This window comes from Streptomyces sp. M41(2017), assembly GCF_002078175.1.
Taxonomy (GTDB): Bacteria; Actinomycetota; Actinomycetes; order Streptomycetales; family Streptomycetaceae; genus Streptomyces.
This window is the reverse complement of record NZ_MWFK01000001.1, coordinates 2,653,421-2,666,391: the sequence shown is the minus strand read 5'-3', so window position 1 is coordinate 2,666,391 and position 12,971 is coordinate 2,653,421. Positions and strand designations below refer to the sequence as shown.

Genomic DNA, 12,971 nt, shown 5'->3' with positions numbered 1-12,971 from the left:
CCGAGTCGAGGAGCCGAGAGGTACCCGGCTCACATGATCCAGCGCAGGGACTCCACGATCGAGGTGCACAGGCGTCCCATCGCGCCGTCCACTCCGGTGAGGGGGACGACGAAGCCGAGGACCAGGTAGCCGACGGACCCTGGCATATGGATGTACCAGTCCATGGTCGTCCCTGTGCGAATCCGGACCGCTTCGCCGGCGGGCAGAACGACGGTGGACACCTCGGCGCCGGTCCCCTTACTGCGCTCCCGCTCGCTGAAGGAAGCGAAGAGCTGGTCGGGGGAGGGAGCGCCGGGCGTGGGGATCAGACTCACCACGAGCGACACGGGCAGGATGCTGCCGTCCCGCAGTTCCGGCCGCAGAAAGAGCTCCAACGCGCCCTGGGCCACGGCGGCTTCAGCCGTGTTGCGCAGGGTCGCCCAGGCTTCCTGGGTGACCTCCGCCGGGACACTCTTGCCCTCGGCCTGACGGTCCACGAACGTCTTCAGCTCTCGGCGCCACCGCTCATGGCCAAGGTCGATCCTGAACCATTCCCGCGGGACCAGCAGTCGATAGTCCTTGGGCGGTGCCGAGACGTCCGGTCCGGTCGTCATGCCGGCATCACCAGCGACTCGCCCTCCACGTCGAACAGGCGCACGCTCTTCGCCACCCCGGCGAACATGGACGAGAACACGTCCCATCCTTCAGGTGTGGGCGTGCTCATCTCCAGTACCACGACGGTCCCGTTGGTCAACGGCACCTGGACCTGGATGAAGGACGTCCGAAGAGCCTCGTCCTTGCCCGACACCGTAAGACCGCCGTCCAGACTGCCTTGGCGCTCCCCGATGCAGCAGACGGCGGGACCGCACGGCAGATCGATCTCGCTGACCTGTCCGATGCCGAGGTGTCGCAGGGACGAGCCCAGGAACCCCACGGGACGGGGGCCGGCCTCGGCATCGAGGTCGATCATGCTCACGGTCACCGTGGCCGTGCAACGCGTGCCTTCGACCTCGGTGAGGACGAACCCCGAGTAGTGCACTCCCGCTTCGACGAACGAGTCGTAGTGAGCGGCCAGCATGACGGCCCACTCCAGTTGCACGGCGAAGTCGGCCTCCGGCATCACGGTCCGGGCGAGTTCCATCAGGCGGTCGGCGGTCTCGTCCAGATCCTCCGCGTCCATCGGGATCTCGAAGAAGCCGTCGGGCATGATCCAACGGATGTCGATGCCGTTCCGGTCCACCGATTCCCGCATACCGCCTTCGGCCGATATGACGGTCACGCCCCACTCCTCCCGTCCCGGCCGCGTTCCTCCACGCCATGCCGGTACGTGGCCGCAAAGGGGTACGGGCCGTAGTGCGGATAGCCCGCGGGAACCTCGGCCCCTCCGTCGCGGGCCACGTGCGCGACCTCGCGATACCTCTTCGCTCTCGCACGGACATTCTGCCGGGCGGGATCACCCCAGTGTCGTACCGCGGCTCGGATCCAGAAGCCCAGCAGAAGCAGAACGGCGATGCCCGCGGCGGCGAGGTAGACGAGCCGCGCCCGGTCCGACTCCCAGTACTGCGCCACGCCACCCCAGTAGACCGCCCCGCCGAACCCGATGAGCGCGAGGGGCACCCCGGTCCTGAAGCCCGCCGTGAACATCTCCTGTTCGTCCTCGTGCCGAAGGCGCAGCATGCGGAGCACCGCGCCGTCGTCCAGATAGTCGAAGGAGACGTCCTGTCCGGACTCCTCCGCCAGTCTTCGCGCCTCGGGCACAGCGGCGATCACCTCACCGGGAACGAGCCGGACGGGATCCGTCCCCCGGCGTCCGATGAACTCCCATTCCCCGAGCTCGACTTCGTCTTCGTCACGCATGTGCCGTTCTCCTTCGTTCCGTCACGCTACGCGGCGAGCGCGGCGTGGAACGGCTTCGGCGAGGGCCCCGGCGAAGGGCTCGGTGTGGGGTGGGGCGTCGGGTCGGGCGTCCTGGCGGGCGGCTGATAGCCGGTCGTCCCGCCGTTCTCTCCGCTGAACATGCGGTGCAGGGCACTCGCCAGGCCGGTCCCCTTGATGGCGGCCGTGATCTCCTTGCCGCCCAGCGGCACGAATTTCTCCGGAAGGCCGGAAGCCCCCAGCTTCTGACCCAACTTGAGACCGTTGGCCAGCACTTTGTTGGTCAACGTGACGCTCAGGCCATTGAGGAAGTTGTGACCGATGCCGGCCACGGCCGCGGTTCCCCTGAACGACCCGAGGGCGCGAAGCTTCGCCACACCCTTGAGGCCGCTCAAGGCTCGGAAGCCTTTCAGTGCTCCCAGGCCGGGGAGGATGCCCAGCGCGTCGGTGCCCAGCTTCAGCCAGCTCACCTTCCCGCCGCGCACCGACATGTCGTACGCGTGGCCTGCCAGGGCGGCCGCGCTGGAGAGGACGGCGAGCGTCGCGAAGATGGGGACGAGGAACTGCAGAGGCGGGACGAAAGCGCACACGACGGCCAGCACCGAGAGGATCGCCGACAGGTTGGAGAACGTGTCCGCCCAGTCGGCGAGCCAGTTCATGAATCCGCCGGGGTCTCTGACGGCGTCGTGATGGACGACGTCCCGTATGTGCCGGGCCGCGCGGTCCCCCGCGTCGTCGAAGATGTCCCGGGCGTCCTTGACGTCCCCCCGTGCCTGGCCGATCCGGTGCAGCGCCTCGTTCTGCTTCTTCTTCCAGCGTTCGTACTCGGGTCTGTCCGCCTCGGGAATGTCGGTGACGAGGTGCTTGTCGGTGAACTTTTTCACCTCCCGCTCCGCGAGATCGTGATCGCTCTTGGCCTCCTGGTAGTCCGCCAGCGCCCTGTCGGCCTTCTGCTGAGCACGGTGCAGCTCTCCGGCGAACTCCTTCGACTCCCCGTCCGCGACCGTCACCCCCAGCGCCTTCGCCGCCTCGTCGTACCGCTCGAACGCCTTCTTCAGCCGGTCGCCCGCGCCGTCCGCCACCTCATTGAAAGCGCGTCCCGCGTCGCTGTCCCAGCCGTCCACGGACGACAACGCCGCGATGACCCTGGCCTGTTCGTCGATCATCTCGGCCATGGTGCGCAACTTGCGTCCGAGTGAGGCGACTTCGTGGGGATCACCGGGAGTCGGATCGTCGTCCCACAAAGGCGGCCAGTCGCCGGATCGCCTGCTCACTATCTGCCCTTCCCCTTGGCACCTGAAATGGCCTTGGCCAGCTCATGGTCGATCTCCTCGTACTTCTGAGCAGCGACCGACGTGGCTTCGGCGAGCTTCTTTATTTCCTTCATGAGCGCCTTGCGCGTCTTCTTCCAGGTGTCGCCGAAGTCGCCGAAGGCATCCTTCAGGCCACCGTGCCCGAGAGCATCGTTGTAGCCGTCAGCGGGATTGCCGTGGTGTTCGAACTCACGGTGGATCTTGCCCAAGGACCGGGAACAGTCTTTGATCAGATCCAGGTCGTACGCGGTTTTGTCACCCATTGAAGAATTCCCCCAGGACAGGTGTGGAGTTCACCGTGCTCGTCTCGTGACTCCGACATCTGACACGGCAGTGCGATGGGGCACGGGATGTGCCCCATCGCACTCAAGCTGTGCGTGTACGCCGGGCTTCGTCAGCCCTTGACACCCTTGGCCAGCTGATCATCAAGGTCCTCGTACGCCTTCGCGGCGTCCTCGAGGAACTTGGCCATGCCCTTGAGGCCCTCAAGGGTGTCCTTCATGCCCTTGGTGAACTCCTTGAAGGAGTCGTCGAAGGCCTGCGAGCCCTTGGACGTGGTGTAGCCGTCCGCGACGAGGCCGTCGATGTAGCTGTCGAGGCCGTGGAGCTTGTCCTCCATCTTCTCCTTCTCGTGGCCCAGTCGCTTAGCAGCGCCCCGCATCTTCTCGTAAGTGATGTCTGCGTCTTTGCCGCCGGCCATGTGGCGTCCTCCATACTCAACTCGCCGCAGGGCCAACCCCCGTGGCTCCTGGTGCGGATGATGCGATCGTCCGCATTGAGCATGCAGCTTACTTATGGCGCTTGCAGGAGCACACCCCGGTTCTGTCACGAGCCCGCACCAGAGGGAGCGGCGGGGGCGGGGCCGGGAACCGCTTCGGGACACGGTGCGTGGGCGGCCTTCGTCGTTCCCTCACACCGCCCGTTGCCTGCGGGAAGGGGTGAGCGGATATCGTCGGGGGCACTGTGGCCCGCGTTCCGGAAGCGGCCTCGGGTGTCTGGGGGAGGACGAGCGTGCGGCTCACTCTGACCGTCGTCGATCCGCTCGGCGGGGCCACCGCCGACGTCGTTCTTGATGCGGATCCGGAGTCCTCGGTGGGGGACATCGCCAAGGAACTGGCCGAACACGTCGGGTACGGCGGTGGCGCGCAGATCATCCCGCTCGGCCACCACCAGGGAGCCGCGGGCGGTGGTGCGCCGGTCGCGTACGTCGACGGGTATCCCGTCGATCCCGGCGCGACCATCGGCACCTCTCCGCTCCGTGAGGGTGCCGTCGTCAGCCTGCACGATCCCGCCGGGTGTCTGCCCGGCGAGCCGACCGGGCTCGTCGAGCTGCGGGTGGCCGGCGGTCCCGCGGCGGGAGCCGTGCACCGGCTCGGCATCGGCCGCTACGACATCGGCAGCGGCCCCGCCTCCTCCATCCGTATCGACGATCCCGAACTGGCCTCCCGCGCGCTGACGTTGTCAGTTGCAACCGACGGAACCTGCCGTCTCGACGTCCACGGCGAGAAGGCGGGTGCGGGCGAACGGGCGGGCGCGGGCGAGAAGCCGAGCGCGGGCGGGGCCGCGGAGGGGGCCGACCGGAAGGACGGCGTACGGCTCGACGGGGAGCTGTTCGCCTCCCTCGACGACGACACCTGGCCGCTCGGTGCTCAGGTCGCCGTCGGCAACACCCTGCTGCAGCTCGACCGTTACGCGCCGCCGAACGCCGCTCTCAAGTGGTCCGAGGACGGTACGGGGCTGGACTACAACCGGCCGCCGCGCCTGCATCCGCCGGAGCGGGAGACGAAGTTCCGGCTGCCCAGTCCCGTACGGGACTACGAGGCGCGGCCGTTGCCCTGGCTGATGGCCCTAACGCCGTTGGTCAGTGCCGTCGTCATGGTGATGGTCTTCGGACGCTGGTACTACATGATCATGGCTCTGCTGAGCCCGCTCATCATGCTCGGCAACTACTTCATGGACAAGAAGCAGGGGCGCAAGTCCCACGCGAAGCAGGTCAAGGAGTACAAGGAGCACAAGGAGCGGATCGAGAACGACGCCCAGGAGGCCCTGGTCGCCGAACGGCTCGACCGGCGCCAGGCGATACCGGACCCGGCGACCGTGCTGTCGCTGGGCACCGGGCCGCGCACCCGGCTGTGGGAGCGGCGCCGCACCGACGCCGACCACCTGTTGCTGCGCGTCGGCACGGGACGGATGCCGTCCGAGGTCGTGCTCGACGACCCCGAGCGGGACGAGCACAAGCGCCAGGTGACCTGGACCATCGAGGACGCGCCGGTCTCCCTGCCGCTCGCCGAGCGCGGCGTCGTCGGCATCGCCGGACCTGGTGACTCGGCGCAGGCGCTGGGCCGTTGGGCCGTCGCGCAGGCCGCGGTGCTGCACAGCCCGCTGGACGTGCAGTTCTACGTCCTGACGGAGAACAGCGGCCGGGACAGCTGGGACTGGGTGCGCTGGCTGCCGCACAGCAGGCCGGCCGGAGCGCAGGACGCCAACGTGCTGATCGGCACGGACGCCGAGACCGTCGGCGCGCGGATCGGCGAGCTGACCCAGCTCCTCGACGCCCGCCAGAAGGCCGCCCGCGCGAACGGCAACAAGGCGTCGTTCAGCGACCCCGACATCGTCGTCGTCTGGGACGGTTCACGCCGGCTGCGGTCCATGCCCGGTGTGGTGCGGCTGCTGCGCGAGGGCCCGGCCATGTCGATGTACGCGCTCTGCCTGGACGCCGAGGAGCGGTTCCTGCCCGGCGAGTGCCAGGCCATCGTGATCGCGGAGCCGAAGCCCGAGGAGCACGCGTCGGCACGGCAGTCGGCCCGCACCGCGCCCACGGCACCGGCGGCGCCCGGCGGCTTCCCGTCCTTCCACGCCTGGCACGCGGCCGAGCCCGACGACTCCGCCGCCGGCGCCGGCAAGCCCCTCGAACTGCGGCTGCGCGTGCAGCAGACGGGCATCGCGCGGGTCAAGGACGTACGGCCGGACTTCGTGTCGCCGGCCTGGTGCGGACGGCTCGCACGCGCCCTGTCACCGCTCCGCGACATCAGCGGCGAGACCGAGGACTCGGCCCTGCCCGGTGCCAGCCGGCTGCTCGACGTGCTCCAGCTGGAACCGCCGAGCAGCGACGCGATCACCGCGCGCTGGCGGATGGGCGGCCAGTCGACGATGGCCGTGATCGGTGAGTCGTACGACGGTCCGTTCGGCATCGACATGCGGCGGGACGGGCCGCACGGTCTGATCGCCGGTACGACGGGCTCCGGCAAGTCGGAGCTGCTCCAGACGATCGTGGCGTCGCTGGCGGTGGCCAACACCCCGGAGAACATGACGTTCGTCCTCGTCGACTACAAGGGCGGCTCGGCGTTCAAGGACTGCGTCAAACTGCCGCACACCGTCGGCATGGTGACCGACCTCGACGCCCATCTCGTGGAGCGCGCCCTGGAGTCGCTCGGCGCGGAGCTGAAGCGGCGCGAGCACATCCTCGCCGCGGCCGACGCCAAGGACATCGAGGACTACCAGGATCTCGTCCGCCGCGACCCCTCGCACGCCTCCGTGCCCCGACTCCTCATCGTCATCGACGAGTTCGCCTCCATGGTGCGGGATCTGCCCGACTTCGTGACGGGTCTGGTCAACATCGCCCAGCGGGGCCGCTCGCTCGGCATCCACCTGCTGCTGGCCACCCAGCGGCCGAGCGGCGTGGTCTCGCCGGAGATCCGGGCCAACACCAACCTGCGGATAGCGCTGCGCGTGACCGACGGCGGGGAGTCCAGCGACGTCATCGACTCCCCCGAGGCCGGGCACATCTCCAAGAGCACACCGGGCCGGGCGTACGTACGGCTCGGGCACGCCTCGCTGGTGCCGTTCCAGTCGGGCCGCGTCGGTGGCCGACGGCCGGGTGCCGCCGATCCGGCGGCACTCGCGCCGTGGGCCGGGCCGCTGGACTGGGCGGACCTCGGGCGGGCCGCTCTGGTCAAGCCGAAGGCCGAGCAGCGCGAGGAGGAGGAGATCACCGACCTGAAGGTGCTGGTCGACGCCGTCCGGGACGCCAACCGGGTGCTCGGCATCCCGCAGCAGCACAGCCCCTGGCTGCCGGCGCTGTCCGAGACGCTGCTCCTCGACGAGGTCCCGGTGCCCGCGTTCGCGGGCGGCCCCGGCAAGCTGGCCCCCGCCGCGTACGGCGTGGAGGATCTGCCCGCGGACCAGGCGCGCAGGCCGGTCGTGGTGGACTTCGCCTCCTTCGGGCACCTGCTCATCGGTGGTGCCCCGCGCAGCGGCCGTTCGCAGATCCTGCGCACGATCGCCGGTTCGCTGGCCCGCACCCACTCGGCGGCCGACGTCCACCTGTACGGCATCGACTGCGGCAACGGCGCGCTCAACGCGCTGACCCGGCTGCCGCACTGCGGTGCCGTCGTGGGCCGCAACCAGACGGAGCGCGTGGTCCGTCTCATCGCCCGCCTCAAGGGTGAACTGACGCGCAGGCAGGACCTGCTGGCGGACGCGGGGTTCGCCGACATCGGCGAGCAGCGGGCGGCGGTGCCGGAGGGCGAGCGGCTGCCGCACATCGTGGTGCTGCTGGACCGCTGGGAGGGCTGGCTGCCGACCCTCGGCGAGTACGACCACGGTGACCTCACCGACCAGCTGACCGCGATGATGCGCGAGGGCGCGAGCGTCGGCCTGCACATGGTGATGACGGGCGACCGGCAGATCCTGTCCACCCGGATCGGCTCGCTCACCGAGGACAAGTACGGCCTGCGGCTCGCGGACCGCTCCGACTTCTCGCTGATCGGCATCAACGCCCGCAAGATCCCCGAGGAGATCCCGCCCGGCCGCGGCTACCGCAACGAGCACGGCACGGAGACGCAGTTCGCGCTGCTCACCGAGGACGCGACGGGCCAGGGGCAGGCCGCGGCGCTGTCCGCGATCGGTGAGGCCGCCGCCGCGCGGGACGCGGAACTGCCGCGCGACCGGCGTCCGTTCCGCGTCGACGTACTGCCGACCCGGATCACCTTCGCCGACGCCTGGGAGATGCGCGACCCGGACGCCTCCCGCTCCAGGCTGTGGGGGCTGGTGGGCATCGGCGGCGACGACATCATGGGATTCGGCCCGGACCTGTCCCAGGGCGTGCCGACGTTCGTGATCGCGGGCCCCGCCAAGTCGGGCCGCAGCACGACGCTGATGAACCTGGCCCGCTCGTACCTGGCCCAGGGCGTCCGGCTGGTCGTCGCCGCGCCCCGCCCCTCCCCGCTCCGTGAACTGGACGGTGAGGACGGCGTGCTGAAGGTGTTCGACGAGGACGACATCGAGGGCGACGACCTGCGCGAGGCCATCGACTCGGCGTCCCGCGAGGAGCCGATCGTGGTCCTGGTCGACGACGGCGAGGTCCTGGAGGACTGCGACGCCGAGACGGTCTTCAAGCGGATCGTGCAGCGCGGCGCCGAACGCGGCCTCGGCCTGGTCATCGCCGGTGACGAGGAGGACGTGTGCAGCGGCTTCTCGGGCTGGCAGGTGGAGATGAAGAAGGGCCGCCGCGGCATCCTGCTGTCACCGCAGGACTCGTCCGCGGGAGAGCTGATCGGCATCCGCACGAACCGCAGCATGGTCGGCGGCCCGGTCGCCCCCGGCAAGGGCCTGCTGCACCTCGGCGACGGCGAACCGCTGACGGTGACCACGCCGATGTGACCCGACGGGCGGCCCGGGCGCGCGGCCCGGCCGTGAGGAACGAGCGAGGGGGGCTGGGCCCGGTGGACGGATCGGCGAGGCCGAAGCCGCGCCGGGTCTCCTGCTCGACCACGTCCACTCGGCCCACGTCCACCCGACCTTCGGCTATCCGACCTTCGGCTATCCGACCTTCGTCATCTTGGCCACCGGGTCGCCCGCGTCGGCGTTGTCCGTCTCGTAGGTGAGGGTGCCGGGGCCCGGGGTGAGGCGGACCTCGTGGCGGCCCGTGGTGCAGACGTCGCGGTTGGACCGGTCGGCGACGCTCGTGGCGACGAGCTGCTTCGCGGTGACCTTCTTCAGGATGAGGGTGTCGTCGCAGATGCCGCCGATCTGGTCGGTCTGCCGGAAGGTGCCCAACTCCTGGCCCACGGCGGCCTGGTGGACGGTCACGCGGAAGGTGCCCATCGGCAGGGTGCCCTCCAGTGCGAGCGCGTCGCCCTGCCAGGTGCCGAGGTAGCCGGCGGGGATCGCGGACGCCTGCCCGGTCGCGCCGGGTGTGCTCCGCGTGGGAGCGGGCTCGGCGGCGGTCGCCCCGGACGACGGGCCCGAGGTGGCGGACGGGCTCCGGCTCCCCCGCGCGGTCGGGGCGGGGCCCGACGCGCTGTCCTGGTCGTCCGATCCCCCGCCGGGCAGGAGGTCGAAGAGGAACGCCGAGCCGACGGTCACGGCCGCCAGCGCTCCGGCGACGGCGAGCGCGACCGTGCAGCTCATCCGCCGGCCCCGGCCGTCCGTCCCGGGCGCGCTGGTCGCGGCGACACTGACCGAGACCTTGCCCGGCCGGTCCGGCACCGGCCCGGTGTCCGGCGCCCCGTCGCGGTGCACGGCGTCCTGGGGCCCCGCGCCTCCCGTCTCGCGCTGCCCGGGAAGGTACGGGGGCATCGTGGGCGGCGGTCCGAAACCGGGCGGCGGCGGACCGAACCCGGGCGTCGGCGAAGACGCCCCACCGGATCCGGGCGGCCCGAACCCGTTCCCGGCCCCCGTCCCCGCACCCGTCCCTCCGGTGTTCCCGGGGCCGCCGGTGCCCACCGCCGGACTGCTGAACCCCACCAGCCCGGACGGCGCGGCCTCCCCCGCCCCGGTCGCCTCAAGATTCAGCAGCTGTACGGCACTTCGGCTCACCTGCTCCACCAGCGCGCCCGGCAGCCAGCCGGCCGTCACGAGCCGGGCCGCTCCCTGCGGCGCCAGACGGACAGCCACCTCGGCCGGGGTGGGCCGGTCCGTCGGCGACTTGGCCAGACAGGCCGCCACCAGGTCGCGCAACTCGCCGTCGAGGGCGTCGAGTCGGGGCTCCTCGTGGACCACCATGTAAAGGAGGGAGGCGGACGAGTCCCCGGGGAACGGGGGCCGGCCGGTGGCCGCGTACGCGAGGACGGCGCCGAGGGAGAAGAGGTCGGCGGCGCCCGTGACGCCCTTGCCGAGGATCTGCTCGGGGGACATGTAGCCGGGCGAGCCGACCGAGACGCCGGTCGAGGTGAGGGAGGCGGTGCCGTCGGTGGCGCGGGCGATCCCGAAGTCGATCAGCAGGGGGCCGTCGAGGGTCAGCAGCACGTTGGACGGTTTGACGTCACGGTGGACGAGGCCCAGGGAGTGGACCGCCGTGAGGGCCTCGGCCAGCCCGGCGCCGAGCGCGCGCACGGAGTGGACCGGGAGCGGACCGCCGTCCGCGACGGCCGCCGTCAGGGAGGGGCCGGCCGCATAGCCGGTGGCGACCCAGGGCACGGGCGCCTCGGGGTCCGCGTCGAGGACGGGGGCCGTCCAGGCACCGCCGACCCGTCGCGCCGCCTCGACCTCGCGCCGGAAGCGGGCCCGGAACTCCTCGTCGAGCGCGAAGTGCGGATGCACGATCTTGACCGCGACCGTCCGTCCGCCCGCGCTGCGGCCCAGATACACGCGGCCCATGCCGCCGGAGCCCAGCCGGCCGAGCAGCCGGTAGGGCCCCACGACAGTGGGTTCGTCGACGCCGAGTGGCTGCATGGCACCCACGGATCACCCCTCCCCCGTACACACTGCCCAGCAGCGTAGTGCCGTGCGCCTCCGGAGCCCCCCGACTGTGGGTGTCTCAGGGCTGGAGAAGCCGTACGTCCACGTCCGCCGGGAATCCGGTGGTCGGGCCGACGCGACGCGCGAACTCCTGGACGGCCGCCAGCTGAGGACCGCCGAAGCGGAAGTCGAGCGTCGTGAAGTACTGCTCCAGGACCGCCTCGTCGAAGGCCTCCCAGCGGGCCGCCTGCTCGGCGACCTTGGAGACCTCGTCGAGCGACAGGTCGCGGGAGGCGAGGAAGGCCTCGTGCACCTTGCGGGTCACGAGCGGCTCGCGCTCCAGGTAGTCCCGCCGGGCCGCCCAGACGGCGAAGACGAACGGGAGGCCCGTCCACTCCTTCCACAGCGTGCCGAGGTCGTGCACCTGGAGCCCGTACTTCGGCCCGTCGAGCAGGTTGGCCCGCAGCGCCGCGTCGCCGATGAGGACGGCGGCGTCGGCCTCCTGCATCATCAGGCTCAGATCGGGCGGGCAGGTGTAGTACGACGGCTGGACGCCGACCTTCTCGGCGAGCAGCAGCTGCGCGAGCCGGACGGACGTGCGGGACGTCGAGCCGAGGGCGACGCGGGCGCCGTCCAGCTGGTCGAGCGGAACCTGCGAGACGATCACGCAGGACATCACGGGGCCGTCGCAGCCGACCGCGATGTCCGGGAAGGCGACCAGCTCGTCGGCGTGCTTGAGGAACTCGACGAGCGTGATGGGCCCGATGTCGAGATCACCCCGCACCAGCTGCTCGCTGAGCTTCTCCGGGGTGTCCTTGGTGAGCTCGAAGTCGAGGAGCGTGCCCGTTCTCGCGAGCCCCCAGTACAGGGGCAGGCAGTTCAGGAACTGGATGTGGCCGACGCGCGGCCGGGTGCGAGAATTGTCCACATCGCGAGGCTAGCCCCCATGGGATACGGTGCGGGCTTCAGGGTGGGCCACAGGTGGCGGAAACCCTGCGGTTCCCCGGTGTCAACCCTTGTGACACCGCGAAGTCAACGCACGTCAGACCGCTCGTCCGTCCGGGCGAAAGTTCTCGGTGGCGTGATCTTTCCCTCTATTGCTTTCGGCTGCCTGCGTGCTAGGCTCGCCCGCAAGTTGCAGTTTGGTTTCCCTTGCAGTACAGAGCCTGCGGAGCATGTGACCGCGGGCTCTCGTCGTTTTCAGACGTATGCAGTTGTTTACACAATCGCAGGTTCTGGAGCAGGGCAACCCTTTGGGCCCAAGGAGGGCTTATGGCTACCGGAACCGTGAAGTGGTTCAACGCCGAAAAGGGCTTTGGTTTCATCGCCCAGGAAGGCGGCGGCCCGGACGTCTTCGTCCACTACTCCGCGATCAACGCGAGCGGATTCCGCTCTCTCGAAGAGAACCAGGCGGTTTCCTTCGACGTCACGCAGGGTCCGAAGGGCCCGCAGGCGGAGAACGTCACCCCGATGTAAGTACGCGGCTCTCTGAGCCGATGCTTTGATCCGGACCTGATAGCAGTACCCAAGGAGCCCCGCGCCAGCCGGTCGCGGGGCTCCTGCCTGTGGCCCGCCGGTCAGCCGGCGCCCTTCAGCTCGGCCCAGACCGTCTTCCCGACCTGCCGGTCCTCGACGCCCCACGCCGTGCTGAGCGCGGCGACGATCCGCAGGCCCCGGCCGCTCTCCGCGTCCCCTCCGGCACCCGGCGTCACCGGACGCCGGTCCCCTCGCGCGTCCGCCACCTCCACCCGCACCGTGCCGTCGTCCGCGAGCCTCAGCCGCAGCTCGACATCCCGGCCCGGCACGTGGCCGTGCGTGACCGCGTTCGCCGCCAGCTCGGCGACGACCTGGGCGACCAGATCACTGAGGCCGCTGCCGTGCGGGACGCCCCAGTCGTGCAGCTGCTGGACCGCCAGCCTGCGGGCCAGCCGGGCGCCCCGGCGCGTGGAGCTGAGCCGCTGGGAGAACTCCGTCGCCTGCGCGGCGACTCCCTGGGTGGAGATATGTGCGTTCACGTGACAGAGCGTGGCCGGTCGTCTCTACGCTGACCAGGTGCGACCGCCCGACGCCGTGGAGCCGTACGAACGCGGTCGCGCCCTGTACGAGTCGTCGACCGTGACCACG

The 12,971-nt window shown here is 70.5% G+C and carries 11 protein-coding genes; 2 read left to right on the top strand and 9 right to left on the bottom strand.

Annotated elements, in window-relative coordinates; genetic code table 11:
* Positions 1 to 29 precede the first annotated feature (29 nt).
* The 6 genes from B0675_RS11695 to B0675_RS11670 form a co-directional block, all read right to left on the bottom strand.
* Positions 30 to 593: a hypothetical protein gene (locus tag B0675_RS11695; RefSeq protein ID WP_081218746.1), complete on the bottom strand. Its 564-nt coding sequence runs from the start codon at positions 591 to 593 to the stop codon at positions 30 to 32.
* Entirely contained in the window at positions 590 to 1,258 is a 669-nt protein-coding gene (locus B0675_RS11690; RefSeq protein WP_241539760.1) for a hypothetical protein, read from the bottom strand. The genes B0675_RS11695 and B0675_RS11690 overlap by 4 nt, the downstream gene beginning before the upstream one ends.
* Positions 1,255 to 1,836, bottom strand: a complete 582-nt coding sequence (locus B0675_RS11685) for a hypothetical protein (RefSeq protein ID WP_081218745.1) — start codon at positions 1,834 to 1,836, stop codon at positions 1,255 to 1,257. Before B0675_RS11685 ends, B0675_RS11690 begins: the two co-directional genes overlap by 4 nt.
* A gap of 26 nt (positions 1,837 to 1,862) precedes the next feature.
* Positions 1,863 to 3,128 carry a putative T7SS-secreted protein gene (locus B0675_RS11680; protein ID WP_081218744.1) on the bottom strand — a complete coding sequence of 422 codons (1,266 nt, stop codon included), beginning with the start codon at positions 3,126 to 3,128 and terminating at the stop codon, positions 1,863 to 1,865.
* Entirely contained in the window at positions 3,128 to 3,430 is a 303-nt protein-coding gene (locus B0675_RS11675) for a hypothetical protein (protein WP_081218743.1), read from the bottom strand. The genes B0675_RS11680 and B0675_RS11675 overlap by 1 nt, the downstream gene beginning before the upstream one ends.
* Before the next feature lie 131 nt (positions 3,431 to 3,561).
* The gene (locus B0675_RS11670) at positions 3,562 to 3,867 is read right to left on the bottom strand and encodes a WXG100 family type VII secretion target (protein WP_081218742.1); all 306 of its coding nucleotides are present in this window, start codon (positions 3,865 to 3,867) and stop codon (positions 3,562 to 3,564) included.
* Positions 3,868 to 4,178: 311 nt separating this feature from the next.
* On the opposite strand from B0675_RS11670, the gene B0675_RS11665 reads away from it, so the two are divergent.
* Positions 4,179 to 8,828 carry an FtsK/SpoIIIE domain-containing protein gene (locus B0675_RS11665; protein ID WP_081218741.1) on the top strand — a complete coding sequence of 1,550 codons (4,650 nt, stop codon included), beginning with the start codon at positions 4,179 to 4,181 and terminating at the stop codon, positions 8,826 to 8,828.
* Between the two features lie 159 nt (positions 8,829 to 8,987).
* Here the strand turns inward: B0675_RS11665 and B0675_RS11660 are convergent, their stop codons facing one another.
* Together B0675_RS11660 and B0675_RS11655 are read right to left on the bottom strand one after the other, a co-directional pair.
* Positions 8,988 to 10,841 (bottom strand): serine/threonine-protein kinase, encoded by a 1,854-nt coding sequence (locus tag B0675_RS11660; RefSeq protein ID WP_081218740.1) that lies wholly within the window; start codon positions 10,839 to 10,841, stop codon positions 8,988 to 8,990.
* Positions 10,842 to 10,926: 85 nt separating this feature from the next.
* Positions 10,927 to 11,775: a menaquinone biosynthesis protein gene (locus B0675_RS11655; RefSeq protein ID WP_081218739.1), complete on the bottom strand. Its 849-nt coding sequence runs from the start codon at positions 11,773 to 11,775 to the stop codon at positions 10,927 to 10,929.
* Positions 11,776 to 12,119: 344 nt separating this feature from the next.
* Here B0675_RS11655 and B0675_RS11650 point away from each other — a divergent pair, with 344 nt between their 5' ends.
* Entirely contained in the window at positions 12,120 to 12,323 is a 204-nt protein-coding gene (locus B0675_RS11650; protein WP_067282429.1) for a cold-shock protein, read from the top strand.
* A gap of 101 nt (positions 12,324 to 12,424) precedes the next feature.
* Here the strand turns inward: B0675_RS11650 and B0675_RS11645 are convergent, their stop codons facing one another.
* Entirely contained in the window at positions 12,425 to 12,862 is a 438-nt protein-coding gene (locus B0675_RS11645; protein WP_081218738.1) for an ATP-binding protein, read from the bottom strand.
* Positions 12,863 to 12,971 lie beyond the last annotated feature (109 nt).